This is a genomic window from Pseudonocardia sp. TRM90224, from assembly GCF_021245725.1.
In the GTDB taxonomy this organism is placed as follows: domain Bacteria; phylum Actinomycetota; class Actinomycetes; order Mycobacteriales; family Pseudonocardiaceae; genus Pseudonocardia.
On the sequence record NZ_JAJGSX010000007.1, the window covers coordinates 107,129 to 133,055 of the forward strand.

The following is a 25,927-nucleotide window of genomic DNA, read 5'->3' on the forward strand; positions in this document are numbered from 1 at the left end:
TCAACACCGACGTATCAACCCTTGAACCACCGCGCCGGCGCTGGTGCGGTGTTGTGCCACACGTGCTTGTGCTCCTGGTACTCGGCGAGCCCGGTCGGACCCAGCTCCCTGCCGTTGCCGGACCTCTTGAACCCGCCCCACTCCGCCCCCGGGACGTAGGGGTGGTAGTCGTTGATCCACACCGTGCCATGTCTGAGCGCGCCCGCAACTCGGTGCGCGCGGCCCATGTCGGCCGTCCACACCGCCCCGGCCAGCCCGTACTCGGTGTCGTTGCCCAGCTCGATCGCCTCGGCCTCGGTGCTGAACCGCTCGACGGTGAGGATCGGCCCGAACGTCTCCTCGCGGATCACGCGCATGTCGCGGCGCACGTCGGCGAAGACGGTCGGGCGGTAGAAGAAGCCCTGCTGCAGCTCCGGCTCGTCCGGCCGCTTGCCGCCGACGACGAGCCGCGCGCCCTCCGCCTGCGCCGACGCCACGAAGTCCTCGATCTTGGCGCGGTGCGCGGCGGAGACCAGCGGGCCCGACTCGCTCTTGTCGTCGAAGCCGTTGCCGAGCCGGATGCGCTCGGCCCGCCGGCCGATCTCGGCCACCAGGTCGTCGTGCAGGGCGTCCTCGACGATGAGCCGCGCGCCGGCCGAGCAGACCTGGCCGGCGTGCAGGAACACGGCCGTGAGCGCCCAGTCGGCGGCGAGGTCGAGGTCGGTGTCGGCGAAGACGATGTTGGGGTTCTTGCCGCCCAGCTCGACCGCGACCCGCTTCACGGTGGCCGCCGACGCCCTGATGATCGCCTGCCCGGTGGCGAGCCCGCCGGTGAAGCTCACCATGTCGACGGCCGCGTGCTCGGTGAGCGGCGCGCCGACGCTGCGCCCGTCGCCGAGCACGATGTTGACCACGCCGCGCGGGACGCCCGCCTCCTCCAGGAGCTTCACCAGCAGGATGCTGGTGAGAGGCGTGACCTCGCTCGGCTTGATCACGCAGGTGTTGCCGGCCGCGAGCGCCGGCGCGACCTTCCACGACAGCTGCAGCAGCGGGTAGTTCCACGGCGTGATCAGCACGCAGACGCCGACGGGCTCGTGCACCACCCGGGCGAGCACGTTCGACTGCCCGGTGTCGACGATCCGGCCGGCCTCCTTGTCGGCGAGGTCGGCGTAGTAGCGGAAGACCGCCGTGACGTCGTCGACGTCGATGCGGCTCTCGACGAGGGTCTTGCCGGTGTCGAGCGTCTCGGTGCGGGCGATCTCCTCCTTGTCCCGCACGAGCAGCTCGGCGACCCGGCGCAGCAGCGCGCCGCGCTCAGGCGCCGACGTGGTGCGCCACGGCCCGGTGTCGAAGGCCGTCCGAGCAGCGATGACGGCGCGCTCGACGTCATCGGGGCCCGCCTGGTCGACCGTCTCGACGACGCTCGCGTCGAACGGGTTGATGACCTCGGCGCTGCCGCCTGATCCCGCGGTCCATGATCCGTCGATGTAGAGGCTGGGCACGCGCTGATCGTCCTCTCAACCGTCGTCACGTCAAGCACTGCGTTCGATTTGGTGCTAATAGTTTCGTCATGAGCAACACCGCTGGTCGTGATGGTGGCGTGCAATCCGTCGATCGGGCCATCAGCGTGCTCGAGATTCTCGCCAGACGTGGTGAGGCCGGCGTCAGCGAGGTCGCCGCCGAGATCGACGTGCACAAGTCGACGGCCTTCCGCCTCCTCGGCGCGCTGGAGGGCCGGGGGCTCGTCGAGCAGGCGGAGGACCGCGGCAAGTACCGGCTCGGGTTCGGGCTGATCCCGCTGGCGGGGGCCGTTTCAGACCGGCTGGACGTCACCCGGCAGGGCCGCGAGGTGTGCAAGCAGATGGCCGTCGCGATGGGCGAGACGATCAACGTCGCGGTGCTGCAGAAGCAGTGGGCCGTCAACGTCGACCAGGCCCGCGGGCCCTCCACCGTCGCCACGCACAACTGGATCGGTCGCCTCACCCCGCTGCACAGCACGTCGAGCGGGAAGGTGCTGCTCGCCCACCTCGACGAGAAGCGCCGCGCGGCACTTCTCGCCGGCGGCATGGAGCGGTTCACCGCCCACACCGTCCGGACGGTCGCCGCGCTGGAGAAGGAGCTCGCGCAGGTGCGGGCCGACGGGTACGCCGTCGCCGTCGAGGAGTACGAGGTCGGTCTCAACGCGATCGCCGCGCCGGTGCACGACCAGTCGGGCGACGTCGTCGCGGCCGTCAGCGTCAGCGGGCCCAGCTACCGGCTCGACGAGCCGCGCCTCGCCGAGCTGGTCGTGCCGTTGAAGGCCGGGACCGCCGAGATCAGCCGTCGGATGGGCTGGCTGGGCTGAGCTGAACCCCGAACTTCCCCACCGTTTTGTGCACTTGCGCGCCCGCAGGGCGCGCATCCACCCAAAACGGTGGGGAGATCGGGGGTCCGGCGCCGCAAGGTCCCCACCGTTTTGCCAACCTGCAGACCTGCAAGGCCGTGCAGGTTGGCAAAACGGTGGGCGGCTTCGGGTCAGGCGAGGCGCTCCTGCAGCCAGCTGTGGAACTCGCCGATGTGGTGCTCGCTCGGCACGAGCACGCCGCCGTCGCGGTAAGCGCGGCTGGCCATTCCGGGCTGGGTGCGCTCGCAGGCGTCGAAGTCCTGCTGGTTCACCCGGTGGAACAGTTCCACGGAGACGTCGAGGTCACGGCCGCTCGCGACGACGTCCGGCGCGAAGAGCCAGTCGCACTCCACGATCGTGCGGTCCGCGGCGAGCGGTGTCATCCGGTGCACGATCACGTGGTCGGGCACGAGGTTGACGAACACCTGCGGCTTGATCGTGATCGCGTAGTAGCGCCGGTCCTGGTCGTCGCTGACGCCGGGGAGCTTGTCGGCGCCCGCGCTGCCGTCCACCGTGAACCCGTCGATGTCGCCGCCGAACGCCGCACCGTGCCCCACGAAGAACTGCGCCGCGTACCCCTCCGCGAACTCCGGAAGCACCTCGGTGAGCTCCGGGTGGATCGTCGCGCAGTGGTAGCACTCCATGAAGTTCTCGATGATCAGCTTCCAGTTGGCGGCCACGTCGTAGCGGATCCGCCGGCCCAACGCGAGGTCCTCGACGCCGTAGCGCTCGATCGACCCGACGTCACCGAGCCGGGTGACGACCTCGCCGATGACGTCCTCCTCGAACGAGGGCGGGTCGTCGCCGAGGCAGATCCACACGTACCCGAGCCATTCCCGGATGTGCACGGGCAGCAGGCCGTAGCGGTCGCGGTCGACGTCGGGCATCGACGTGAGGTTGGGCGCCGCGACCAGCTTGCCGCTCAGGTCGTACGTCCACGCGTGGTACGGGCACTGCAGGTTGCGCCGCAGCTGACCGGTCTCCTCGGTGCACAGCTGCGCGCCGCGGTGGCGGCAGACGTTGAGGAACGCACGCAGCGCCCCGTCGCGCCCGCGGACGAGCACGACGCTCTCCCGCCCGGCCTGCACCTTCTGGAACGCCCCGGTCGCCGCGAGGTCCGCGACGAGGGCGACGCACGTCCAGGAGCGCTCGAAGATCTGCTCCTGCTCGCGCGCGAAGATCGCCGGGTCGGTGTAGTAGCTGCCGGCCAGCGTGCTGATCAGACTCGTGCTGATCGGACTCGGCGTCACACCCGGAGTGGCGGCGGTCACACGATCTCCTTCAGCATCTGATGCGCTTCATCTCTGGGTCGAACAGCGGCTCCGCGGCCACCACCGCCGCGAGCCGTTCACCGAAGTACTCCACCTGCACGGCCGTGCCCGGCGCCGCGGCCGCCGCCGGCAGCCACGCGTAGGCGATGCCGGCGCCGATGGTGTGCCCGTACGCCGCGCTCGTGACGTACCCGGCGGGCGCGCCGTCGACGTAGACCGGCTCCTTCCCCAGCACCACCCGGTCGCCGGCCAGCAGCAACGGCACCAGCTTGCGGGACGGGCGCTCGCGACCGGCGATGGCTGCCCGGCCGACGAAATCGCCCTTGTCGGGGCGCACGGCGAACCCGAGGCCCGACTCGTACGGGTCGTGCTCGGTGGTCATGTCGGTACCGGCGGAGCGGTAGCCCTTCTCCAGCCGGAGGCTGTTGAACGCGTGCCGGCCGGCCGCGATCACCCCGTGCCGCTGCCCGGCCTCCCAGAGCAGGTCCCACAGGTGCAGCCCGAGGTCGGCCGTGGTGTACAGCTCCCAGCCCAGCTCGCCGACGTAGGACAGCCGCAACGCGGTCACCGGCACCGAGCCGACGTGGATCTTCTTCGCCCGGAAGTAGCCGAACCCCGCGTGCGAGATGTCGTCGGCCGTGAGCGGCGCCAGCAGGTCGCGGGCCCGCGGGCCCCACAGCCCGATGCAGCACGTCCCCGCGGTGATGTCGGCGATGTGCACGTCGCCGGCGCCACCGGCCTCCCGCAGGAGTCGGTCGAGGTCGGTGTTGCCGTTCGCGCCGACCTGGAAGACGTCATCGGCCAGCCGCGCCACGGTGAGGTCGCTGCGCACCCCGCCCGACGGTTCCAGCATCAGCGTGTAGGTCACCGCGCCGGGCTTCTTGTCCAGGTTGTTGGTGGTCAGCCGCTGCAGCAGCGCCAGCGCGCCCTTGCCGCTGACCTCCAGCCGCTTGAGCGGGGTCATGTCGTACATCGCGACCCGCTCGCGCGTGACGAGCGCCTCGGCGCCGGCGATCGGCGACCAGTGCTTTTCCGCCCAGTCGTCACGCGGCGGGACCCGCTCGACCTCCGGCAGCCCGCCGTTGGCCTCGAACCAGTACGGCCGCTCCCAGCTGCCCATCTGCAGGAGCAAGCCGCCCAGCTGGCCCTGGCGCTCGTAGAACGGGCTGACCCGCAGCGGCGGCTCGGTCGTCGTGTCGAGCGGGTGCAGGATGTCGTAGACCTCGACGAACCCCTGGGTCGAGCGCGTGCTGATGTACTCGGGCGAGAGCTGGACCGCCTCGAACCGGTTGAGGTCGCACTCGTGCACGTCGATCTCCGGCTCGCCGTCGACGAGCCACTCGGCGAGCGTCTTGGCCACCCCGCAGGAGTGCGTGACCCAGACGGCCTCGGCCACCCAGAAGCCGCGCAGCTCGGGGTGCTCGCCCAGCAGCGGCATGCCGTCGGGGGTGAAGGAGAAGATCCCGTTGATGCCGCTCTCGATGCCTGCGTCGGTGAGCGCGGGCAGCAGCGCGCACGCGTCCGCGAACGACGGCGCGAAGTCCTGCGGCGTGAAGTCCAGCACCGACGGCATGCCGGTCGCCGGAAGGGCCGACACGTCGATCGGCATCGGGCGGTGCGCGTAGGAACCGATGCCGATCCGGTCGCCGTGCTCGCGGAAGTACAGGTCGCGGTCCTGGTGGCGCAGGATCGGCGAGACGGCGTCGGCGGTGACGCCCGCCATGGCCGCCACCTGCCCCGACCGCGCGTACTGGTGGGCCATCGGCAGCAGCGGGATGGTCAACCCCACCATCGCACCGGTCTGCGGACCCCAGAACCCGGTCGCGGAGACCACGACGTCAGCGGGCACGTCGCCGTGATCGGTGCGGACGCCGGTGACCCGGCCGCCCTCGGAGAGCACGTCCAGCACCTTGTGCTCGGCCAGCACCCGCGCGCCGCGATCGGTGGCGCGGGCCAGCTGCGCCGCGACCGCGCGCGGTGCGGCGGCGAGCCCGTCGGTCGGGGTGTGGAAGCCGCCCAGCACCGCGTCGGCCGGCAGCAGGGGGTGCATGGCAGCGCACTCGCCGGGGTCGACGAGCCGCGACTCGATGCCCCAGCTGGTCGCGAAGCCGTGGCGCCTGCGCAGCTCGGCGAGCCGCTCCGGCGTCGTCGCCACCTCCAGGCCGCCGACCTGGTTGAAGACCTCCAGCCCGACCATCTTCTGCACCGTGTAGGCGGCGAACCCGGCCATCGTCTTCGACGGGTTCGTCTGGAACACCAGCCCCGGCGCGTGCGACGACGAGCCGCCCGGGAGCGGCAGCGCACCCCGCTCCAGCACGGTGACGTCGGTCCAGCCGCGCGCGGTGAGCTCGTCGGCAACCGCCGCCCCGACCACGCCGGCACCGATGACGACGACCCGGGGCGAGCTCACGACGCTGCTTCCAGCTCGTCGCCGCCGATGTCCGCCATCACGTCCGGCGTGGAGAGCACCAGGTAGACGGAGTCCGCCTCCACGAGCACCCGGTGCGTGCGCACCGGCTTGCGCGCCAGCAGGCCGTCCGGCTCGCCCGTGCGCAGGTCGAAGATCGCCGCGTGCAGCGGGCACTCGACCTCGCAGCCCTCCAGCCACCCGTCGGCGAGCGACGCGTCCTGGTGGGTGCAGGTGTCATCGATGGCGTAGAACTCACCGTCGGAGGTGTGGAACACCGAGACCGGTGGGACGAGCGGGAGTCGGCGAGCGCTGCCACGGGGCATGTCGGCGAGCGCGCAGACGTGAATCATGTGGGTTCTCCGGAGCGCAGTGCGGAACGGTGTGCACGACACGCAACAGAGTTCGTGGTCGAAGGGCCGCTGTCAAGCGGCCGGCGGGCCCGAAACCTGCCGGTAACCTGGCAATTCTCGCGAAAGCATCAACCCGCGGTGCGCTCGCGGCTCGCGCCGGCAGCGAGCAGGCCGAGCACCAGCGCGCCCAGCACGACGAGCAACCCGCTCAGGATCCCGTTGTGGTCGGAGATCAGGCCGATCAGCGGGGGCCCCGCGAGGAACGCCGTGTACCCGATGGAGCTGACCACCGAGACCCGCGCGGCGGCCCGCACCGGGTCGTCCGCCGCGGCGCTCATGCCGACCGGGAACCCGAGCGAGGCGCCGATCCCCCAGAGCAGCGCGCCGGCGAGCGCGACCGGGGTCGAACCGCCGAACAGCACCAACGCCAACCCGGCTACGGCGATCACCGCGGTCGCGCGCAGCACGGGAACCCGGCCGAAGCGCTCCAGCGCCGAGCCGCCGAACAAGCGGCCGATCGTCATGGCCGTGACGAAGAGCCCGAAGGCGATCGCGCCGACCGTCTCCGACGCACCGTGGCCGTCGACGAGCGCCAGCGCGATCCAGTCGTTGGCGGAGCCCTCGGTGAACGCGAACCCGAGCACCATCAGCCCGACGACGAGCGTGCGCGGCTCGCGCCACGCGCCGAGCACCCCGGATCCGGCCCCCTTCTCGTCGGCGCCCACCTCGACGACCGGCAGGAACCTTCGGGTGACGACGAACGCGACCACCGGCCCGACCACCGCGATGACCGCCACCTGGACCCCGACCGCAACCCCGAGCGCCGCCGACGCGGCGCCCAGCGCGGCACCGGCAACCGTGCCGAGGCTGAAGGCCGCGTGCAGGCGCGGCATGAGCGAGCGGCCGAGCCTGCGCTCGACGTCGGCGCCCTCGACGTTCATCGCGACGTCCCAGACGCCACTGCCCAGGCCGGCGAAGGCCAGCCCGATCCCGGCGGGGAGGACGGTGGCCGTGAACAGGCCCGTGGCCAGCAGCGCGAGACCCAGCCCGACCGACAGCGCACCCAGCAGCACACCCTTGCCCGCGCCGAGCCGGTGCACGATCGGCCCGGACAGCGGCAGTCCGGCCACCGCGCCCACGGAGAGGCAGAGCAGGAGCAGCCCCATTTGGGCGATGGAGAGGCCGAGCGTGTCGCGGATCGCGGGGGTGCGCGAGATGAAGGACGCGAACGACAGCCCGTTCGCGCCGAACGCGATGACAACAGCCGTTCGTGCGCGGAGGAGCTCGGCGGGCGGCGCGCTCGTCGTGGTCACCAGTTCTCCTTGTCGAATCGATTCGATCGAAGGAAACCGTACGTCACGCCCCTGCCGGTCGGCAATCGCTTTGGGCCGGTTGCGACTACCGTCTCGTTCGTGACCACCCGCCCGACGCTGGCCAGGGTCGCTGCGCACGCCGGCGTCTCCCCGTCGACGGCGTCGCTGGCGTTCTCGGGAAGCCCTCGCGTGACCCCGGCGACACGCGACCGCGTGCTCGCCTCCGCCGCCGCGCTCGGCTACGCCGGGCCGGACCCGCTGGCGGCGTCGTTGCGCCGCGGCCGGGTAGGCGTCATCGGCACGTTCGTCGGCGAGCGGCTGCTCTACGCGTTCCGCGACCCGGTGGCCGTCCAGCTGCTCGACGGCATGGCCGGGGTGCTCGGTACGCACGGCGTCGGCCTGCTCCTGCTGGCGGGCGACTACGGCCGGCCCACATCCGAGCAGATCGCCCGCATCCCGCTCGACGCCGCCATCTTCGCCACCTGCGGGCTGGAGGACGACCCGGCGCTGCACCAGCTGCGCGCCCGCGGCGTGCCGATCGTCGGGCTGGAAGGTCCCGACCTCGACGACGTCGTGCTGATCGACATCGACGACCGCGGCGGCACCCGCATCCTCGCCCAGCACCTGCACGACCTCGGGCACCGGCGGGTCGAGGTGGTGGCGATGCCGCTGCGCCTCGACGCCTCCCGCGGCCCGGTCAACGCAGCGCGGCGCGCGCGGGCGCACTACCGCGACGTGCGCCACCGCCTCGAAGGCGTGGAGGACGTGTTCGGCCCGGTCCCCGCGTTCGAGACCCCCAGCAACGCCGTCGAGGAGGGGGTGGTCGCCGGCCGCGCGATCCTCGACGTGCCGGCGCACCGCCGCCCCACCGCCGTGATCGCGCAGAGCGACGTGCTCGCCGCCGGAGTGCTGAAGGCCGCCGAGGAGCTCGGGCTGCGCGTGCCGGAGGACGTCTCGGTGGCCGGGTTCGACGGCGCCGACCTGCACTGGCTGGGCGAGACGCGCCTCACGACCGTCGTCCAGCCGACCGAGGAGAAGGGCCGGCTCGCCGCGGAGGCCGCGATGCAGCTCGTCGAGGGCATCACCCCACCGGACGTGATGCTGCCGGTCAGCCTGCGCATCGGGACGACGAGCGGCGCCCCACCCGCCGACCGGTGACTACGCTGGCCCGGTGAGCACGCCAGCGAGCCGGCCCGTCGGCCGTCGCGAGGAGCGCACGGCGACCAGCCGGGCGCGGATCCTCGACGCCGCGGTGTCGTGCCTCGTCGAGTCCGGGTACGCGGGCGCGACGACGCTGCGGATCCAGGCCAGGGCCGGAGTCTCGCGCGGCCGCCTGCTGCACCACTTCCCCTCGCGCGACCAGCTGCTCGTGGCGGCCTCCCGGCATCTCGCGATCACGCGGATGGACCGCAGCTTCGACCGCAGCGCCGAGTTCGCCGGCCTCTCGGTCGCCGAGCGGCTCGACCGGGTGATCGACCTGATGTGGACGACGTTCTCCGAGCCGTACTTCTGGGCCGCGATCGAGCTGTGGACGGCCGCGCGCACGAACCCCGAGCTGCGCACGGCGCTGCTGCCGGAGGAACGTGAGGTCGGGGTGGCGATCCGGGCCGGGATGGACCGCTACTACGGCCCGGAGATCCGGGCGCTGCCCCGATACGCGCACGTGCGCGACCTGATCTTCACGAGCATGCGGGGGGTGGGGCTCAGCTACGCGCTGGAGCACCGCGACCCGCGCACCGACCCGCACATCCCCATGTGGAAGTCCGTCGCACGGACGCTGCTTGCAGAAGGAGACCGCACATGACATCGGCAGGCATCAACCCCGGCGCCGCCCCGAGCGGACCGGGCTGCGCCGACTGCGACCAGGTCGGCGGCTGGTGGGTGCACCTGCGCCGCTGCGCGGAGTGCGGGCACGTCGGGTGCTGCGACTCCTCGCCGGCCCAGCACGCCACCGCGCACTTCCGCGCGAGCGGGCACCCCGTCGTGCAGAGCTTCGAACCGGGCGAGGACTGGTTCTGGAACTACACCACCGGCGAGGGCCTCGACGGGCCGCCGCTCGCCGCACCCACGCACCACCCCGTCGACCAGCCGGCGCCCGGCCCGGCCGGCCGGGTGCCCGCCGACTGGCGGAGCAAGGTCCATTGAGGACCCGACGGCGGGTCGGCAGCATTTCGGCGCGGTGCCCGCGCCGATCGGCGACGGGTTCCACGCAACTGGTCCACAGTGGTGCGTCGCTGGTTAGCCTCCGCTGCATGCAACCAGCCGTTGAGGACAGCACGCCCAGATTAGGTCAGCTCCAGAACGACCTCGTCGGCGCATACGAGTCGATCGCCTCCACCGACAAGCGGGTCAAGAAGATCGACAAGCAGGTGGCGTCGATCGACACCCGCGTTGCGTCGATCGACGAACGCGTCACCTCGCTCGACACCCGCGTCACATCGCTCGACGAACGCGTCACCGTGATCGAAAGGCAGCTCGCCGAGCACACCCTGATCCTCGACAAGCACACCGAGATCCTCGACGAGCACGGCTCCAAGCTCGACCTGATCATCGAGCTGCTCCAGGGGCATTAGGCCCCAGCGGGATGCGTGCGTGCGTTCCGCACGCGAGGGCAGCAAAGCCACTTTCCGGCCCCCACAGGGCAGGAAAGTGGCTTTCCTGCCCTCCCGGGCGCCCTGCCCGGAGCCCCGCTCCGTCCGTCCACTTCGGGTGCGAGGAGGATCGGGGGCGTGTCCGCCCCGTCCGTCGCCGACGACGTCGCCGCAGCAGCCGCACGGCTCAGTGGTGTCGCCGTCCGCACCCCACTCGTCCGCAACGACCGGCTGAGCGCCGCCACCGGCGCCGAGGTGTACCTCAAACGCGAGGACCTCCAGGTGGGGCGCTCGTACAAGCTGCGGGGCGCGTACAACCTCCTCGCCCAGCTCAGCACCGAGGAGCGCGCCGCGGGGGCGGTGTGCGCGAGCGCGGGCAACCACGGCCAGGGCGTCGCGTACGCCTGCCGCACGCTGGGCATGCGGGGGCGCGTGCACGTGCCTGCCACGACCCCGCGGCAGAAGCGGGAGCGGATCGTCGCGCTGGGCGGCGGCAACGTCGAGCTCGTCGTCGGCGGCGACACCTACGACGAGGCCGCGGCGGCCGCCGCCGAGCACGCAGCGCTGACCGGCGCCACCGTCGTCCCCGCCTTCGACGACCCGCGCACGATCGCCGGGCAGGGCACGGTCGGCGTGGAGATCGTCGAGCAGCTCGGCCGCGCGCCCGACGTCGTGGTCCTTCCCGTGGGCGGCGGCGGGCTGCTCGCCGGCGTCGGGACCTGGCTCGCGGCGCGACACCCGGGCGTCCGCGTCGTCGGGGTCGAACCCTCGGGCGCAGCCGGGATGGCGGCCGCGCTCGCCGCGGGCGAGCCGGTGGCGCTGCATGAGCTCGACACGTTCGTCGACGGCGCCGCGGTGCGCCGCGCGGGCGACGTGACGTTCCCGCTGGTCCGCGACACAGGTGCCGAGCTGGTGGCCGTCGCGGAAGGCCGGGTCTGCACCGAGATGCTCGACCTCTACCAGGTCGACGGCATCATCGCCGAGCCCGCAGGCGCGCTCGCCGCGGCGGCACTGGGCGACGAGGTGCTGCTCGAACCGGGCGCCACGGTCGTCTGCATGCTCTCCGGCGGCAACAACGACGTCAGCCGCTACGCCGAGGTCGTCGAGCGCTCGCTCGTGCACCGCGGGCTCAAGCACTACTTCCTCGTGGAGTTCCCGCAGGAGCCGGGCGCGCTGCGACGGTTCCTCGACGAGGTGCTCGGCCCCGACGACGACATCGTCCTGTTCGAGTACGTGAAGCGCGACAACCGCGAGACCGGCGCCGCGCTGGTCGGCGTGGAGATCGCGGCACGCGACGGGTACGAGCCGCTGTGGGCGCGCATGAAGGCCAGCCCGCTGCGGATCCAGCTGGTCGCACCGGGCAGCACGGCGTACCGGTTCCTCGTCTGACCGTGTGAACGTCGACCTGGGTGAACGTGACGCGGGGCCCCGCACCCCGTACCGTCGTGGGGGACGAACGACGGAGGCGTGATGGCGAGCTACAGCGGCGATAAGGACGCCTACCTCAAGCGACTGCGGCGCATCGAGGGTCAGGTCCGCGGATTGCAGCGGATGGTCGAGGAGGACAAGTACTGCATCGACATCCTGACGCAGGTGTCGGCAGCCACGAAGGCGTTGCAGTCGTTCTCCCTCGAGCTGCTCGACGAGCACCTCGCGACGTGCGTCGTGCAGGCCGCGGCGGCCGGTGGCGAGGAGGCCGACGTCAAGGTCCGCGAGGCGTCCGACGCGATCGCCCGCCTCGTCCGCAGCTGACGGGCACAGCGAGCTACTTGGGCGATACCCCCGCCATCAGCACCTGGCGGACCTCGCGCTTCAGCACCTTGCCCGTCGTCGAGCGGGGCAGCTCCGGCCACACCTCGACCTGCATGGGCGCTTCGACGCCCCCCAGCTGATCGTCGGCGAACGTGAGCAGGTCGGCGATGGCCGCTTCGGTGTCGTCGACGGGAGCCTCGGCCAGCTGGACGACCACCACGATCCGCTCGCCCCACTTCTCGTCGGGCAGACCGACCACCGCGCAGTCCAGCACGGAAGGGTGCTGCATCAGCGCCTGCTCGACCTCGGCGGAGTAGATGTTGGAACCACCGCTGACGATCACGTCCTTGGCGCGGTCGACGAGGTACAGGAAGCCGTCGTCGTCGAGGTAGCCGATGTCGCCGGTGCGGTGCCAGCCGTGCCGGCGCGACGCGACGGTCGCCGCGGGATCCTTGTGGTAGCCGGCCATCACCAGCGAACCGCGCACCACGATCTCGCCGCGCTCCCCCACTCCGAGCGGTGTGCCGTCCTCGTCCATGATCCCGACGGTGACCAGCGGCGACGGCCGGCCGACCGACGTGAGCCGGTGCCGGGCGATCGTGCCCTCCCGGTCGAAGTGGTCGCGCGGGGCCATCGTCGCGATCACCAGCGGCGCCTCGGCCTGCCCGTAGAGCTGCGCCATCACCGGCCCGATGGTCGTGATCGCCGCTTCGAGCCTGCGCGCCGGCATCGGCGCCGCGCCGTACCAGAAGCACTGCAAGGACGAGAGGTCGGCGTTCGCCAGCCCCGGGTGCCGCAACACGGCGCCGAGCAGCGTCGACGACAGGAGCGTGTGCGTCACCCGCTGTTCGACGACCAGGTCGACGAACCTCCCGACGTCCGGCTTCCGCATGATGACGATCCGTCCGCCCAACGTCATGATCGGGAGGCAGAGGCCGGCCGCCACATGCGTGGGCGTGCACATCGTGAGGAAGGTGGGCCGACCGTCGAACGGGTACCCGCCGAGCACAGCGGCGACCATCGCCTCGATCGCCCGCCCGGTGATCACCACGCTCTTGGGGGTGCCGGTGGTGCCGCTCGTCCCGGCGATGATCGCGATGTCGTCGGGGTTGGGTGCGTCGACCGGATCGCTGGGTGCCGGATCGGGGTCGGCCGTCTCCTCGGCGTCGGTGCCCGCCTCGAGCCAGCTCTCGAGCGACGGCAGCGCAGGCGCTTCCGCGTCGAGGCACACCAGCACCCGCAGGGCCGGCAGCTGCGACGCGATCCGGCTGAGCAGCGGCGCGAACGCCGACTGGAAGATCAAGCCGGCGCAGTCGACGTGGTCGAGCAGCCTGCGGACCTCCTCGGCGTCGCTGTGCGGGCTGATCGGGCACCAGACGGCGCCCCGGCGCGAGATGCCGAAGATGCAGGCCGAAGCGACCGGGTCGTTCTCCGAGAGGACGGCGACCGTCTCCCCCGGTTGGATCCCCGATCGGGCGAGCGCGCGGGCGACGTCCCAGCTCAGGTCCTGCACCTCGCCGTAGGTCAACACCTCGTCGTCGGTGACGAGACAAGGGGCGTCGCGGCCGAGCGACGCGCCCTTGTCCAGCTGGTCGACGAACGCCATCTCAGCTCTGCGCGCCCATGCCATCGACCTCGCAGATCACCGCGACCGTCACATCCCCATCCCGCCGTCGACCGGCAGCCCGACGCCGTTGACGAACCGGGCGGCGTCGGAGGCGAGGAAGACGACGGCGTCGGCCATGTCGGCCACCTCGCCCAGGCGACCGGACGGGGTGAGCCCGACGACCGCGGTGACGGCCGCCTCTGGGCTCTCGAACAGGCCGAGCCCCGCGGTCTCGACCGCCAGCTTCATGCCCATCTCGGTAGGCACGAGCCCCGGGTAGAGGCAGTTGACGCGCACGCCGTAGCCCAGCTTGCCCGACTCCATGGCAGCGACCCGGGTGAGCCGGTCGACGGCCGACTTGGTCGCGGAGTAGCCCGCGATACCGGGGAAGGCGATCGTGGCTGCGACCGACGCGATGTTGATCACCGAGCCGCCCGCGCCGGCGGCACCGCCGGGCCGCATGGCGCGCAACGCGTGCTTGACGCCGAGGGCAGTGCCGACGATGTTCACGTCGAGCATCTTGCGCAGGTCGTCTGCGTCGAGATCGACGAGGAGCTGGGTGATCTCGATGCCGGCGTTGTTCACGACGATGTCGAGCCCGCCGAGCTCCGCGACCGTATGCGCGACCGCCTGCTCCCATTCCGCGTCGCTGGTGACATCGAGCTGCACGAACCCTGCTGTGGCTCCGGATGCGGCGATGGTGCCCGCGGTCTGCTCGCCGAGGTCCTTCAGGACGTCGGCGATCATCACCGAGGCGCCGGCGGCGGCCAGCGCCTCGGCCATCCCCGCCCCGAGGCCGCGTGCGCCTCCCGTGACGAGCGCCTTGCGACCGGTGAGCTCGAAAACACCCATGCGTTGCCGTCCTTTTCTCATCCCCGCTGATGTGAACCTCAAGGTAGAAGACGTCTTGACAGGTGTCAAGATTTTCTTGGGCAGTCGTCAAGACGCCCTGCGCTACCCTGACCTCGTGATTTGTGTCGGAAAGGACGTCGGAGGAGAAGACAGGCCGAGATGACCGCAACCGCCGACAAGCTCGACCGCGTCTCGCGACGTCAGGTCGACAAGTTCGAGGAGCGCCGTCGCGAGCTGGCCTCCGCGGCGCTGCTGACGCTGTCGGAGCTCGGCTACGCGCGCACCAGCCTCCGCGAGATCGCCCAGAACTCCGCCTTCTCCCACGGCGTGCTGCACTACTACTTCCGCGACAAGAACGACCTCATCACCTATTGCGTCCGGCAGTACAAGGCGCAGTGCGCGCAGCGCTACGACCAGGTCGTCGCCGAATCACCGACGGCCGACGCGCTCGCCGCCGGATTCGCCGACGCCATGATCGCGACGCTGCGCGAGGACGGCCACATGCACCGGCTGTGGTACGACCTGCGCTCGCAGGCCCTGTTCACGAGCTCCTTCCGCAGCGACGTGCTCGAGATCGACGAGCTGCTCGAGCAGATGATCTGGCGGGTCGTCTCCCGGTACGCCGAGCTCGCCGCCGTTGCCGAGCCGAAGTCGTCGGCGCTGACGTACGCGCTGTTCGACGGGGTGTTCCAGCACGCGCTCCTGCGCCACCTCGCCGGCCTCGACGTCGCGCCGACGCTGCACTCCGACGTGCTGTGCGTACTGGGCACGGTGGTTCCGCGCGACACCGATCCGGCCGTTCCCGAGCAGGTACCCGCCACCACCACATGAAATCGGTAGGCCGGCTGACCCTGGGCCTCTAAAGTCGGGCGGTGGCTTCGGGCGCGGTGACGCTGCTGGTGTCGAACGCCGGTTTCCGCCGGCTCAGCGTGGCCCGGGTGGTGTCGTTCGTCGGCGACTCGCTGAGCCTGGTCGCGCTGATGCTGCACGTCGCGGAGACCACGGGGCAGGCGCTGGCGGTCGCCGCGTTGCTGCTGGTCGGCGACTTCGCCCCGGCGTTGCTCAGCCCGATCAGCGGCGCCATCAGCGACCGGTTCGACCGGCGCCGGGTGATGATCACCTGCGAGCTCGTCCAGGCCGCGCTGCTCATCGCGATCGCGGTCGCGCTGCCTCCACTGCCGCTGCTGCTGGTGCTCGTCGGGGTCCGGGCGCTGGCCGGGCAGATCTTCCAGCCCGCGTCGCGCGCCGCGATCCCGGCACTGGTACCGGGCAAGGACCTCGAAGCCGCCAACTCCACGCTGGGGTTCGGCACCAACGGCGCGGAGGCGCTGGGCCCGCTGGTCGCGGCGGCACTGCTGCCGTTCGTCGGCATCCAGGGGGTGCTGCTGGTCGACGCCGCATCGTTCCTGCTCTCCGCGGCGCTGCTGGCCAGACTGCCCGCGCTGCCACCTGCGCGGGACGACACGGCTGCCGACGCCCCTTCCCCGACGCTGCTCGGGCAGGCCCGGGAAGGGCTGGGATACATCTGGTCGATGCGCTCGATGCGGATCATCGCGATCGGGTTCTGCGCCGTCGTCGCCGCGAACGGGATCGACGACGTCGCGCTGCTCGTGCTGGCCACCGACACCCTGCACGCCGGGGAGTCCGCCGTCGGGCTGCTGCTCGGCGCCGTCGGGATCGGGCTGCTCGTCGGCTACCTGCTGCTCACCCGCACCGCGAACCGTTCCATGGTCGTGCTGCTCGTGGCCGGGTTCGCCGTCAGCAGCGTCGGCAACCTGTTGACCGGGCTGGCCTGGGCCGTCGCCGCGGCGTTCGCCGTGCAGCTGGTGCGCGGGCTGGGGATCGCGGCCATGGACGTCGCCAGCAACACGCTGGTCCAACGCCTCGTGCCCGACCACATGCTCGGGCGCGTCTTCGGCAACCTCTACGGCGCGATCGGCGTCGCTGCCGCCATTTCCTACATCGGCGGCGGCCTCCTGCTCGACGCTACCGACGCCCCGACCACCTTCATCGTCGCCGGCGCCGCTGGCACCCTCGCCACCATCGCCGTCGCGCTCACCCTGCCCCGCGCGCTGCGCCGCACGCCACCGTCGACAACGACGTAATGGCTGTTGTTAGCGCTCACAAACAGCCAGAACGTCGTTGTCGACGTCAGCCGCCGGTGTTGATCGTGGTCGGGATGGGGACGAACGCGTCGGGTGTGCCCAGCTGCGCCGCGACGATCTTCGCAGCCTCGGCGATCAGTGCGCTGTCGGCTACGGCGTCCTTCGCGGGCTTCGTCGAGAGGATGGAGACCACGATCGCGGGCATCGACGGCGGCCAGGCGATGGCGACGTCGTTGGCGGTGCCGTAGCTGCCGGTCCCGGTCTTGTCGCCGACCTTCCAGTCGGGCGGCAGCCCGGCCCTGATCCGGTCGTCGCCGGTGGTGTTGGTGGTGAGCCAGCGGGTCAGCTCGAACTTGGTGTCGGTGGCCAGGCGCTTGCCGAGCACCAGCTCGCGGTAGTCGTTGCCGATCGCGCGCGGGCTGGTGGTGTCGCGGGGGTCGCCGGGTTCGGCGCTGTTCAGCTCGGGTTCGATGCGGTCGAGCCTGGTCACGTCGTCGCCGAGGGACCGGAGGAACGCCGTGAGCTCGGCCGGCCCGCCGATCTGCTCCAGCAGCAGGTTGGCCGCGGTGTTGTCGCTGTACCGGATGGCCGCGTCGCACAGCTCGCGCACCGTCATCCCGCTGCCGACGTTCTCCTTGCTGATCGGCGAGCCGTCCAGGAGCGCCCGCGAGGTGAACGGGACGACCTCCTCGAGGTGGCTGATCGGGAACTTGTCGAGCAGGGCCGCCACGGCGAGCCCCTTGAACGTCGAGCACATGGGGAACAGCTCGTCGGGGCGGTGCCGCACCTCCTTGCCCGAGATCGGGCTGATCGCGTAGACGCCGAGGCGAGCACCGAAGCGGCCCTCCAACGCGGCGAGATCCGCGCTCGCCGGCGACGCCGCCGGAGGCGCGATGTGGTCCTCCGCCAACGCGCACCCGGCGAGAGGCAGCATCAGCGTCGCGGCGAGCAACGTCCGGCGTCGCATGGTGGCACCCATGTAACCCATGATCTCGGTGCGACTGATGTGACGCCGGACGGGGTGGGTCAGTTGCAGTATTCGTGCACCGTACGGGCGGTGTCGCTGACGCCGTCGGGGCCGCCGGCGGCACCGCGGCGGACGGCGTCGAGCAGGGGCCCGAGCTCGTTGCCACCGTCGCCGAGCCGATCGACGACGGGCTCCACGACGGTGCTCCACACCGCGGAGCGATCGCTCGGGCTGGCGTCGAGCCACTCCTCGGCCGCCGCGCAGACCACCTCGGCGCCGACGGAGGAGCCGCCCTTCCCGCAGCCGCTGACGAGCGCTGCCGCCGCGACGGCGACCGCAACGACGATCTTCGCCTTCATCGGGCGCTCTTCTCGAACGACGCGCGCCGGTCGGCGTCCTCGGGCTGCTCGCCCTTGTCGGACTTCCCGCTCTCCCACAGCGGGCCCGCCACCAGCCAGATGCCGACGACCACCCACACGCGGCCGATCCACCAGCTGAGCAGCCCCGACTGCGACTCGTCCGCGACGAACCAGATCAGCCCCAGCAAGGTCGCCGACGCGATGGTGGCCGCCGTGACGACGCGGTTCCACTCGCGCCACAGGTGCGCCTTGCGCACCGGGCCGCGCTTCGGCAGCTTCTCCGGCTTCGGCCCACCCGCGAACCGGTAGGCGAAGTGCTTGTCGGCCCACCGGACGATCGTCGGCCCGAAGGCGACGCTGAACCCCAGGTAGACCGCGGCGAGCCCGTGGATGGCGCGGGCCTCGGCGCCGTTGTGCAGGTCGAGCACCGTGGCGATGACGAGCACGACGTCCAGCAGCGGGATCCCGGCCAGCACGACGGTGCTCGTGCGGCGCAGCCGCAGCAGATAGCGGGCGGCCAGCCCGGCCGCGAGCATGATCCACAGCCCGAACTCACACGCGATGATCACCCCCGCGATCGGGTTGTCCCTCAGCAGCTGCATCAGTTCCGTCATGCCTCGAATGCTGCTGCGGGAGACCCCTTCCGGTCGTCGGCGGCAGGATCGATCTCCGCGGCCGGTTCCGTCATCCCTTCGCCTGATCCGGTGCGACGGAAGGATGACGCCGCAGGCCGCGCGAGCACGCCGCGTAGACGGCCGCGAGCAGGCATCCCGCGGCGATCACGGCGAACCCGGCCGCGGCGCCGCCGGCGTCGACCACCGGCCCGAGCGCGAGCAGCCCCAGCGGGCCAGCTGCCACGGCGACCGACGTGTAGCTGCCGATCACGCGGCCGCGCAGGCGTTCCGGCGTGCGCTCCTGCATGATCACGGCGACCACCGGGTTCACCGGTCCGGAGACGACCCCGGCGACGAACGCCAGCGCCAGCATCACCGGCACCGTCGGGAGGAACGCAAAACCCGCGAGGCCGATCGCCGTGAGCGTGACGGTGCCGACCAGCACCGGACGCTCGGTGAAGCGGTGGCCGACGAGCCCGTACCCGATCGCGCCGGCCAGCCCACCGACCGCCAGGACGGCCAGGATCAGGCCGTACTGCCCGGGTTCGCCGACCTCCTGCAGGTGCGCGTTGAGCACGACCGACCCGAACGGGGCGATGAACGCGACGATGACCGTCGCGGTCAGCGCCACAGCTCGCAGGCCCGGATCCTTGAGCAGGAACACCAGGCCTTCCTTGACCGAGCGCAGGTAGGGCTCGCGCACCGGCAGCGGCGACAGGTGCGCCGGCACCGTGCAGGCGGTGATCACCGCCGAGAGCACGAACATCACCACTGTCACCCACAGTGCTCCGAACCCGTTCAGCGCGACCAGGAGCAGGCCGCCGATCCCCGGCCCGACCATGTTCCCGACGCTCTCCGCGGCCTCGCCCCAGGCGTTGACGCGCGGCAACGGCTGCGCGCCGGCCTTCGCGACGTCGGGTCGCAGTGCCTCGCGGGCCGCGGCGCCGGGGCCGTCGAAGACCGCCCCGAGCGCAACGAGCACGAGGATCAGCCAGTACTCGAGCCCGAACGCGGCGTCGAGCAGCGGCATCGCGGCGACGGCGAGCGCGCTCAGCACGTCGGCGCCGACCGCGCAGAAGCGCCGGCCGAGCCGGTCGATCAAGGCGCCGCCGAAGAGCGCGGCCAGCGCGACCGGCAGGATCGCCGCCGCCCCGGCGACACCCGCGGCGGTGGCGCTGCCGGTGCGGGCGAGCACGACCCACGGCACCGCGACCGCAACAACCGCGTTGCCGGTGACGGAGAGCGCCGTCGAGACGAGCAGCCCGGCCAGCGGGCCACGAACCCGCCGGCCGCGCTCCGGGGCCTTCACCGCAGCCTTCACGGCGGGGTTCATGACGGTCCGATACCGCTGATGAGCGTGTCGAAAGCCAACGCCGGCGCGTCGAGCACGGCCAGCCGGCCGGCGGCGACCGCCTCCCACGCGGAGTACGCCAGCGAGTAGAGGATCGAGACGACCCACCAGACGGGGACGCCCGAACGGATGGTCTGCTCCTTCTGCGCGCGCAGGATGAGGTCCTCGACCGGCACGTCCAGCGTCTCGACCCGCGACATCAGCGCGTCGTCGAGCTCGTCGGCGGCGTGCCGGATCAGGAACGTCAGCCGCGGGCCGAGCGGGATGAGCGCGCCCAGCAGCCTGCGCAGCGCGGCGGCGTCCGCCGAGTTGGCGATGTCGGCGCCGGCGATGGCCTCCTCGATGCGGTCCATCGAGTCGCGCCCGATCGCGATTAGCAGTGCCTCCCGCGTCGGGTAGCGCTTGTGCAGGGTGGTGCGCCCGACCCCGGCCGCAGCCGCGACATCGGCGAGCGACGCGCGTGGGTCGGCGATCAGCACCTCGGCCGCGATGTCGAGCATCGCCCGCTGGTCACCGCGGGGAGATCGACGAGAGTGAACACTCATGTTCAGAAGTGTACATCACTGTTCGTTCAGGCCGGAAGAGGCGACTATCTCAGAATTGAGACATACCTCCCCGATCGAGTGAACCTCGTCTAACATCCGCCGTCATGGTGGCTCCATGACGGGCTCGATCACGACGCGCCGCGGCTTCCTGACCGTTGCGGGCGGGACCGCGCTCACCGCGCTCCCGCTGCCGGCCGGGCAGGGCCCGCACGACGACCACCCACCCGGTGGGTCGAGCGACGGCGGGCAGGGCGGGAGCGGGCAGGGCGGGAGCGGGCACGCACCCGATGCGCATGGCGGGATCAACGGGGCGACGTTCCGCGGCGGCGCCGGCGTCGACCACACGTTCAACGGCTTCGACCCGCGCACACTGCTGCGCGAGTTCGACCTCGGCACCACCTCGACCGGCCCCGACGGGCGCACGGTGCGGGAGTGGGAGATCGTCGCCGAGGACCGCGAGATCGAGGTGGCGCCGGGCGTCCGGTTCCCGGCGTGGACGTTCGACGGGCGCGTGCCGGGCCCGACGCTGCGCTGCACGGCGGGCGACCTGCTCAGGGTGCGGTTCGTCAACCGCTCCGAGCACCCGCACACGATGCACTTCCACGGCATCCACCCCGCCGACATGGACGGCGTCCCGATGATCGGGCGCGGGATCATCAGCCCCGGCGAGGAGTTCACCTACACGTTCGACGCGGAGCCGTTCGGCCTGCACCTGTACCACTGCCACGTCGGGCCGCTCGCCGAGCACATCGCGCGCGGCATGTACGGCACGTTCATCATCGACCCGCCCGGCGGCCGGCCGCCCGCCGACGAGATGGTCATGGTGATGCACGGCTACAACACCACGTTCGACGGCGAGGGCAACCAGCTCTACGCGGTGAACGGCATCCCGTTCGTCTACATGAACGACCCGATCCGGGTGCGCCGCAACGAGCTGGTGCGGATCTACCTCGTGAACATCCTCGAGTACGACCCGATCAACAGCTTCCACCTGCACGCGAACTTCTTCGACTACTACCCGACCGGCACCCGGCTCGAGTCGGCCGAGTACACCGACACCGTCGTGCTCGGGCAGGGCCAGCGCGGGATCTGCGAGGTGCGGTTCCCGCACCTCGGGAAGTACATGTTCCACGCGCACAAGACCGAGTTCGCCGACCTCGGCTGGATGGGCCTCTTCGAGGTGGTCGAGCCATGACCAGCGCACCGCGGACGCGCCGGACCCCGCTGTGGGTGCTCGGCGCCGGTGCCGTCGCCGTGATCGCGGCCGTGCTGACGGCGCTCGCGGTGTTCGGCGGGGCCGCGCTGCCCGAGCGGGCCGGGCCGCCCATCGAGGAGCTCGCCGTCGAGCGGACGGTGCTCACCCCGGGGACGATCGAGCTGGCGCTGCGCAACACCGGGCCCGATCCGGTGACCGTGGCGCAGGTCTTCGTCAACGACTCCTACGTCGACTTCGCCGGCGGCGACGAGCCGATCGGCCGGCTCGGCACCGACACGCTGCGGCTGGCCGTGCCGTGGATGGACGGCCAGCCGTACACGATCTCGATGATGACCTCGACCGGGCTGGTGATCGAGCACGTCGTCCCGGCCGCCGTCGCCACCCCGCCGCCCGACCCCGACTTCTTCGGCCTGATGGTGCTGCTCGGCACCTACGTCGGGGTGATCCCGGTCGCGCTCGGCATGCTGCTGCTCCCGCTCTTGCGGCGCGCGAGCAGCACGGTCGTGCGGGTGCTGCTCGCGCTTACCGTGGGGCTGCTCGCGTTCCTCGCGGTCGACGCCGCCGCGGAGGGCTTCGAGCTGGCCGTCCTGGGTGGTGGGGCGTTCGGCGGCGCGCTGCTGGTGCTGCTCGGGGCCGCGCTCGCGTTCGTCGTGCTGATGGCGGTCGACCGGTGGCTCGCCACGCGCAGCGCCACACCCGAGGGCGGGAGCAGCAGCGGGATGCGGCTCGCCGCGATGATCGCGATCGGGATCGGGCTGCACAACCTCGGCGAGGGCCTCGCCATCGGCTCCGCGTACGCGGTGGGCGAGCTCGCGCTCGGCACGGCGCTCGTCGTCGGGTTCGCGCTGCACAACACGACGGAAGGGCTGGCGATCGTCGCCCCGCTCTCGTCCGCGCGACCGCGGCCCGTTGCGCTCGTCGTGCTCGGGCTGGTCGCGGGCGCGCCGGCGATCCTCGGCGCGGTCGTCGGGGCGGCGGTGAACAACGCCGCGCTGGCCGCCGTCCTGTTCGGCGTGGGTGTCGGCGCCATCCTGCAGGTGATCGTCCAGATCCTGCCGGGCCTGCGCGGCGAGGGCCGCACCGTCGACCTACCGGTGCTCGGCGGCCTCGCCGCCGGCGTCGCCGTGATGTACCTGACGGGCCTCCTCGTCGCCGCCTGACGAACCGAAACGCGGAACTCACCTACCGAAACGTGGGACTCGCCGGCCGAAACGTGGGACTCGCGCGCCGAAACGTGGGACTCGCGGCTCCGCGGGCGAGTCCCGCGTTTCAGTGGGCGAGTCCCGCGTTTCAGTGGGCGAGTCCCGCGTTTCAGTGGGCGAGTCCCGCGTTTCAGTGGGCGAGTTGCGCGTTTCAGCCGGCGCGTTCGAGGGCTCTCGTGTCGTCGGCGACGGGCTCGCCGGGGCACGTCGCGAGGATGCGTTCGATGGCGCCGCGCTCGGCGGCGGTCACCCACAACCCGTACCGCGCCTTCACCGCCACCTGCCGGGCGACGTACGCGCAGCGGTAGGCGCGGTTGGGCGGCAGCCAGGTGGCGGCGTCGCCGTCGCCCTTCGACTGGTTGACCTTGCCCTCCGTCGCGATCAGGTTGAGCGGGTCGTTGCCGAGCCGCTCGCGGGTCGCGGCGTCGAGCTGCTGCGCGCCGGTCTGCCAGGCGTTGGAGAGGGCCACGACGTGGTCGATCTGCACGTCGTCGCTGGTGGTGTTGCCGCGCAGGAACGGGATGGTGCGGCCGGTGTAGGCGTCGTGCAGCGTCCCGGTGAGGACGACACAGTCGTGCGTGCCGGGCTTGAACGTCTCGTCGACGAGGTCGCGGGCGAGGACGTCGTTGCGCTGGTCGCAGCCGTTGCGGTCGATGTCGGCCCAGCGTTTGCCGAACCCGTCGCGCTCGTAGCCCGTGCGCGGTGCGCGACCTTTCGTCGGCAGCTGCGCGAGCACCGCCGCGGCGTCACCCTGCAGGGCCGCTTCGGGTAAGGCTCCGGGCCCCGTCGAACCCGCCTCAGCGGGCACCACGGAACAAGCTCCGAGAAGAACGACGAGAACGCAGACGACCCAGCCCCACCTGAGGTACCGCAGGACCCCTCCCACCACTCAGGTCACAAATGTAACCCCCGGACGGTATCGCCCGATCGTGGTGATCGCCGGCTGAACACGCCGCTCGCCACCGTCGGTCTCGGATGCGAACATATGTTCGTGCGCGCCACCGCCACGATCCTGCACGCCGACCTCGACAGCTTCTACGCGTCCGTCGAGCAGCGCGACGACCCGCGCCTGCGCGGCGAGCCGGTGATCGTCGGCGGCGGAGTGGTGCTCGCCGCGAGCTACGAGGCGAAGGCCTACGGCGTCCGCACGGCGATGGGTGGGCGGCAGGCCCGCGCGCTCTGCCCGCGCGCGATCGTCGTCCCGCCGCGCATGTCGGCCTACTCCGATGCGAGCAAGGCCGTGTTCGCCGTCTTCAAGGACACCACACCGCTGGTCGAAGGCCTGTCGATCGACGAGGCGTTCCTCGACGTGAGCGGGCTGTGGCGAATCGCCGGCACCCCGCTGGAGATCGCGACGAAGCTGCGCGGCGAGGTGGCGTCGCGCGTCGGACTGCCGATCACGGTCGGCGTCGCGCGCACGAAGTTCCTCGCGAAGGTGGCGAGCGGCGTCGCGAAGCCCGACGGGCTGCTGCTCGTCGACCCGGAGGCGGAGCTGACCTTCCTGCACCCGCTGCCGATCGAGCGGCTGTGGGGCGTCGGCACGGTGACGGCCGCCAAGCTGCACGCGCTCGGCGTGCACACGGTCGGCGAGGTCGCCGGGCTCGGCGAGGCCGCGCTCGTCTCCATCCTCGGCCGGGCCACGGGCCGACACCTGCACGCGCTCGCGCACAACCACGACCCGCGGCACGTCGACACCGGCCACCGGCGCCGCTCGATCGGCTCGCAGCGCGCGCTGGGGCGCCGGCAGCGCAGCACGGAGGAGCTCGACGCGATCCTCGCCGGGATCATCGACCGGCTCGGCCGGCGCCTGCGCGCGGCGCACCGGGTGTGCCGCACCGTCGTGCTGCGCATGCGGTTCGCCGACTTCACGCGCGCCACCCGCTCGCACACCGTCGCCGAGGCAACCGACCACACCGAGACCCTGCTGGCCACCGCACGCATCCTGCTCGCCGACGCGCTGCCGAAGATCACCGCCGACGGCATCACGCTGCTCGGCGTCTCCTTCACGAACCTCCAGGACGACCGGTCGGTGCAGCTCGCGCTCCCGTTCGACCAGCAGAGCGGCCGGGCACTGGACACGACGCTCGACTCGGTGCGCGACCGCTTCGGCTCGGCGTCGATCACCCGGGCCGCCCTGCTCGGGCGCGACCAGGGCCTCAGCGTTCCGCTGCTGCCCGACTGATGACACCTCGACCAGGGTGGCGTCCGCCACGGTGGATGTGAATCCGTGCGCGGCGCGGCCCGGCCCGGGCGGGCGGGCGCCTGGAAAGCCACTTTCCCGGCGTGAGGGGCCGGGAAAGTGGCTTTCCCGGCAACGTGTACGACCATGCCGTTCGCACCGTTCACCCGGGTGCTGGGGAGGGCAGGAAAGCCACTTTCCAGCCCTCACAGGGCAGGAAAGTGGCTTTCCTGCCCTGTCGTGCGCAACGCACACATCCCGACCGGCCGTCGCGGCCCGGCCCCGAGCCCTCAGACCTTCCGCCCCACCAGCGCGAGGGCGATCCGCCAGTCGTCGGTCCCGCTGTAGGGCAGGATCGGGCCGAACGGCGCGTCGACGGTCTCGCGCACCGGCCCGCCCGGGATGCCTCTCGCGATCTTCAACGTCGCGGCGACCAGCTCGTCGTCGGGGGTGTAGGCGATCCCGAGCGTGGTCGCAACGTCCCAGGCGTGGACCGTCGAGTCGAGCAGGTGGAACGAGAGCACCAGCCCCGCGGGGAACCGCATGTCGTCGCTCATCTCGGCCATGCGCACCGGCGTGTCGAGGTCGGCGGCGGCGAACGCGGTGGCCAGCCGGTCGGCCGACTCCTTCCAGTCGGCCTCGACGGCGTCCGGTTCCGGTGGGCGTTCGGCATACGCGGAGCGCGGCGCGTCGCCGTCCTCGACGGCAGCGGCGAAGCCGTGGTTCTGGCCGACCATGTGGCCGAGGAGGGCCCGCAGGTCCCAGCCGACGCACGGGCTCGGGCGGGTGAGGTCGTCGGGGCCGATGCGCGCGATCAGCCCGGTGGTGTCGTCGAGTGCGCGGCGGTGCAGAGGTCGCAAATCCGTGTGCATGTGTAGATGG

At 71.8% G+C, this 25,927-nt stretch carries 26 protein-coding genes; 12 read left to right on the top strand and 14 right to left on the bottom strand.

Annotated elements, in window-relative coordinates:
- Positions 1–14 precede the first annotated feature (14 nt).
- Positions 15–1,481 (bottom strand): aldehyde dehydrogenase family protein, encoded by a 1,467-nt coding sequence (locus tag LL648_RS13220; protein WP_232662825.1) that lies wholly within the window; start codon positions 1,479–1,481, stop codon positions 15–17.
- Positions 1,482–1,549: 68 nt separating this feature from the next.
- Between LL648_RS13220 and LL648_RS13225 the strand changes: the two genes are divergently transcribed.
- Positions 1,550–2,323 (top strand): IclR family transcriptional regulator, encoded by a 774-nt coding sequence (locus tag LL648_RS13225; protein ID WP_232662826.1) that lies wholly within the window; start codon positions 1,550–1,552, stop codon positions 2,321–2,323.
- Between the two features lie 170 nt (positions 2,324–2,493).
- Here LL648_RS13225 and LL648_RS13230 read toward each other — a convergent pair whose 3' ends face one another.
- The 4 genes from LL648_RS13230 to LL648_RS45190 all read right to left on the bottom strand — a co-directional run bounded on the left by LL648_RS13230 (position 2,494) and on the right by LL648_RS45190 (position 7,706).
- Positions 2,494–3,633: an aromatic ring-hydroxylating oxygenase subunit alpha gene (locus tag LL648_RS13230; RefSeq protein ID WP_374112037.1), complete on the bottom strand. Its 1,140-nt coding sequence runs from the start codon at positions 3,631–3,633 to the stop codon at positions 2,494–2,496.
- Positions 3,634–3,643: 10 nt separating this feature from the next.
- On the bottom strand, positions 3,644–6,043 hold the full coding sequence (locus LL648_RS13235) for a GcvT family protein (protein WP_232662827.1): 2,400 nt from the start codon (positions 6,041–6,043) through the stop codon (positions 3,644–3,646).
- Positions 6,040–6,393: a bifunctional 3-phenylpropionate/cinnamic acid dioxygenase ferredoxin subunit gene (locus LL648_RS13240; protein ID WP_232662828.1), complete on the bottom strand. Its 354-nt coding sequence runs from the start codon at positions 6,391–6,393 to the stop codon at positions 6,040–6,042. Before LL648_RS13240 ends, LL648_RS13235 begins: the two co-directional genes overlap by 4 nt.
- 128 nt (positions 6,394–6,521) lie before the next feature.
- Positions 6,522–7,706: an MFS transporter gene (locus LL648_RS45190; RefSeq protein ID WP_232662829.1), complete on the bottom strand. Its 1,185-nt coding sequence runs from the start codon at positions 7,704–7,706 to the stop codon at positions 6,522–6,524.
- A gap of 99 nt (positions 7,707–7,805) precedes the next feature.
- Here LL648_RS45190 and LL648_RS13250 point away from each other — a divergent pair, with 99 nt between their 5' ends.
- From LL648_RS13250 to LL648_RS13275, 6 genes are all read left to right on the top strand, one after another.
- Entirely contained in the window at positions 7,806–8,864 is a 1,059-nt protein-coding gene (locus LL648_RS13250; protein ID WP_232662830.1) for a LacI family DNA-binding transcriptional regulator, read from the top strand.
- Positions 8,865–8,877: 13 nt separating this feature from the next.
- Positions 8,878–9,510, top strand: coding sequence for a TetR/AcrR family transcriptional regulator (locus tag LL648_RS13255; RefSeq protein ID WP_232662831.1), 633 nt, complete (start codon positions 8,878–8,880; stop codon positions 9,508–9,510).
- Complete coding sequence (locus LL648_RS13260; RefSeq protein WP_232662832.1) at positions 9,507–9,851, top strand: UBP-type zinc finger domain-containing protein; 345 nt, start codon at positions 9,507–9,509, stop codon at positions 9,849–9,851. Before LL648_RS13255 ends, LL648_RS13260 begins: the two co-directional genes overlap by 4 nt.
- Before the next feature lie 107 nt (positions 9,852–9,958).
- Positions 9,959–10,279 carry a hypothetical protein gene (locus tag LL648_RS13265; protein WP_232662833.1) on the top strand — a complete coding sequence of 107 codons (321 nt, stop codon included), beginning with the start codon at positions 9,959–9,961 and terminating at the stop codon, positions 10,277–10,279.
- A 147-nt stretch (positions 10,280–10,426) separates the two neighbouring features.
- Positions 10,427–11,686 (top strand): threonine ammonia-lyase IlvA, encoded by a 1,260-nt coding sequence (gene ilvA, locus LL648_RS13270; protein ID WP_374112043.1) that lies wholly within the window; start codon positions 10,427–10,429, stop codon positions 11,684–11,686.
- Between the two features lie 81 nt (positions 11,687–11,767).
- A complete protein-coding gene (locus LL648_RS13275) occupies positions 11,768–12,049 on the top strand; it encodes a metal-sensitive transcriptional regulator (RefSeq protein ID WP_232662835.1) in 282 nt (93 codons plus the stop codon).
- Positions 12,050–12,062: 13 nt separating this feature from the next.
- Here the strand turns inward: LL648_RS13275 and LL648_RS13280 are convergent, their stop codons facing one another.
- Both LL648_RS13280 and LL648_RS13285 read right to left on the bottom strand, forming a co-directional pair.
- Positions 12,063–13,655 carry an AMP-binding protein gene (locus tag LL648_RS13280; RefSeq protein ID WP_232662836.1) on the bottom strand — a complete coding sequence of 531 codons (1,593 nt, stop codon included), beginning with the start codon at positions 13,653–13,655 and terminating at the stop codon, positions 12,063–12,065.
- Between the two features lie 48 nt (positions 13,656–13,703).
- Positions 13,704–14,507: an SDR family NAD(P)-dependent oxidoreductase gene (locus LL648_RS13285; RefSeq protein ID WP_232662837.1), complete on the bottom strand. Its 804-nt coding sequence runs from the start codon at positions 14,505–14,507 to the stop codon at positions 13,704–13,706.
- A 159-nt stretch (positions 14,508–14,666) separates the two neighbouring features.
- On the opposite strand from LL648_RS13285, the gene LL648_RS13290 reads away from it, so the two are divergent.
- Positions 14,667–15,338 carry a TetR/AcrR family transcriptional regulator gene (locus tag LL648_RS13290; protein ID WP_232662838.1) on the top strand — a complete coding sequence of 224 codons (672 nt, stop codon included), beginning with the start codon at positions 14,667–14,669 and terminating at the stop codon, positions 15,336–15,338.
- 41 nt (positions 15,339–15,379) lie between these two features.
- The gene (locus tag LL648_RS13295) at positions 15,380–16,612 is read left to right on the top strand and encodes an MFS transporter (protein ID WP_232662839.1); all 1,233 of its coding nucleotides are present in this window, start codon (positions 15,380–15,382) and stop codon (positions 16,610–16,612) included.
- 46 nt (positions 16,613–16,658) lie between these two features.
- On the opposite strand, the gene bla is transcribed toward LL648_RS13295, so the two are convergent.
- From bla to LL648_RS13320, 5 genes are all read right to left on the bottom strand, one after another.
- Entirely contained in the window at positions 16,659–17,591 is a 933-nt protein-coding gene (gene bla, locus LL648_RS13300) for a class A beta-lactamase (RefSeq protein ID WP_232662840.1), read from the bottom strand.
- Between the two features lie 47 nt (positions 17,592–17,638).
- The gene (locus LL648_RS13305) at positions 17,639–17,938 is read right to left on the bottom strand and encodes a hypothetical protein (RefSeq protein WP_232662841.1); all 300 of its coding nucleotides are present in this window, start codon (positions 17,936–17,938) and stop codon (positions 17,639–17,641) included.
- A complete protein-coding gene (locus LL648_RS13310) occupies positions 17,935–18,552 on the bottom strand; it encodes a hypothetical protein (protein WP_232662842.1) in 618 nt (205 codons plus the stop codon). Before LL648_RS13310 ends, LL648_RS13305 begins: the two co-directional genes overlap by 4 nt.
- A 70-nt stretch (positions 18,553–18,622) precedes the next feature.
- Positions 18,623–19,885 carry an MFS transporter gene (locus tag LL648_RS13315; protein WP_232662843.1) on the bottom strand — a complete coding sequence of 421 codons (1,263 nt, stop codon included), beginning with the start codon at positions 19,883–19,885 and terminating at the stop codon, positions 18,623–18,625.
- Positions 19,882–20,448 (bottom strand): TetR family transcriptional regulator, encoded by a 567-nt coding sequence (locus LL648_RS13320; protein WP_232662844.1) that lies wholly within the window; start codon positions 20,446–20,448, stop codon positions 19,882–19,884. The genes LL648_RS13315 and LL648_RS13320 overlap by 4 nt, the downstream gene beginning before the upstream one ends.
- A gap of 115 nt (positions 20,449–20,563) precedes the next feature.
- Between LL648_RS13320 and LL648_RS13325 the strand changes: the two genes are divergently transcribed.
- Both LL648_RS13325 and LL648_RS13330 read left to right on the top strand, forming a co-directional pair.
- Positions 20,564–21,643 (top strand): multicopper oxidase domain-containing protein, encoded by a 1,080-nt coding sequence (locus LL648_RS13325; protein WP_232662845.1) that lies wholly within the window; start codon positions 20,564–20,566, stop codon positions 21,641–21,643.
- Entirely contained in the window at positions 21,640–22,824 is a 1,185-nt protein-coding gene (locus LL648_RS13330) for a ZIP family metal transporter (RefSeq protein WP_232662846.1), read from the top strand. Before LL648_RS13325 ends, LL648_RS13330 begins: the two co-directional genes overlap by 4 nt.
- Positions 22,825–23,017: 193 nt before the next feature.
- On the opposite strand, the gene LL648_RS13335 is transcribed toward LL648_RS13330, so the two are convergent.
- Positions 23,018–23,677, bottom strand: coding sequence for an HNH endonuclease family protein (locus tag LL648_RS13335; RefSeq protein ID WP_232662847.1), 660 nt, complete (start codon positions 23,675–23,677; stop codon positions 23,018–23,020).
- 174 nt (positions 23,678–23,851) lie between these two features.
- Between LL648_RS13335 and dinB the strand changes: the two genes are divergently transcribed.
- A complete protein-coding gene (dinB, locus tag LL648_RS13340; protein ID WP_232662848.1) occupies positions 23,852–25,048 on the top strand; it encodes a DNA polymerase IV in 1,197 nt (398 codons plus the stop codon).
- 287 nt (positions 25,049–25,335) lie between these two features.
- On the opposite strand, the gene LL648_RS13345 is transcribed toward dinB, so the two are convergent.
- Complete coding sequence (locus tag LL648_RS13345; protein WP_232662849.1) at positions 25,336–25,917, bottom strand: TIGR03086 family metal-binding protein; 582 nt, start codon at positions 25,915–25,917, stop codon at positions 25,336–25,338.
- Positions 25,918–25,927 lie beyond the last annotated feature (10 nt).

Excerpts from the sequence above, each read along its gene's own strand:
- LL648_RS13275 (WP_232662835.1), top strand. The coding sequence starts at position 11,768 with ATGGCGAGCTACAGCGGCGATAAGGACGCCTACCTCAAGCGACTGCGG.
- LL648_RS13305 (WP_232662841.1), bottom strand. The coding sequence starts at position 17,938 with ATGAAGGCGAAGATCGTCGTTGCGGTCGCCGTCGCGGCGGCAGCGCTC.
- LL648_RS13290 (WP_232662838.1), top strand. The coding sequence starts at position 14,667 with ATGACCGCAACCGCCGACAAGCTCGACCGCGTCTCGCGACGTCAGGTC.
- dinB (WP_232662848.1), top strand. The coding sequence starts at position 23,852 with ATGTTCGTGCGCGCCACCGCCACGATCCTGCACGCCGACCTCGACAGC.
- LL648_RS13330 (WP_232662846.1), top strand. The coding sequence starts at position 21,640 with ATGACCAGCGCACCGCGGACGCGCCGGACCCCGCTGTGGGTGCTCGGC.
- LL648_RS13285 (WP_232662837.1), bottom strand. The coding sequence starts at position 14,507 with ATGGGTGTTTTCGAGCTCACCGGTCGCAAGGCGCTCGTCACGGGAGGC.
- LL648_RS13320 (WP_232662844.1), bottom strand. The coding sequence starts at position 20,448 with ATGAGTGTTCACTCTCGTCGATCTCCCCGCGGTGACCAGCGGGCGATG.
- LL648_RS13310 (WP_232662842.1), bottom strand. The coding sequence starts at position 18,552 with ATGACGGAACTGATGCAGCTGCTGAGGGACAACCCGATCGCGGGGGTG.
- LL648_RS13280 (WP_232662836.1), bottom strand. The coding sequence starts at position 13,655 with ATGGCGTTCGTCGACCAGCTGGACAAGGGCGCGTCGCTCGGCCGCGAC.
- LL648_RS13265 (WP_232662833.1), top strand. The coding sequence starts at position 9,959 with ATGCAACCAGCCGTTGAGGACAGCACGCCCAGATTAGGTCAGCTCCAG.
- LL648_RS13225 (WP_232662826.1), top strand. The coding sequence starts at position 1,550 with ATGAGCAACACCGCTGGTCGTGATGGTGGCGTGCAATCCGTCGATCGG.
- LL648_RS13325 (WP_232662845.1), top strand. The coding sequence starts at position 20,564 with ATGACGGGCTCGATCACGACGCGCCGCGGCTTCCTGACCGTTGCGGGC.
- LL648_RS13345 (WP_232662849.1), bottom strand. The coding sequence starts at position 25,917 with ATGCACACGGATTTGCGACCTCTGCACCGCCGCGCACTCGACGACACC.
- LL648_RS13315 (WP_232662843.1), bottom strand. The coding sequence starts at position 19,885 with ATGAACCCCGCCGTGAAGGCTGCGGTGAAGGCCCCGGAGCGCGGCCGG.
- bla (WP_232662840.1), bottom strand. The coding sequence starts at position 17,591 with ATGGGTGCCACCATGCGACGCCGGACGTTGCTCGCCGCGACGCTGATG.
- LL648_RS13240 (WP_232662828.1), bottom strand. The coding sequence starts at position 6,393 with ATGATTCACGTCTGCGCGCTCGCCGACATGCCCCGTGGCAGCGCTCGC.
- LL648_RS13260 (WP_232662832.1), top strand. The coding sequence starts at position 9,507 with ATGACATCGGCAGGCATCAACCCCGGCGCCGCCCCGAGCGGACCGGGC.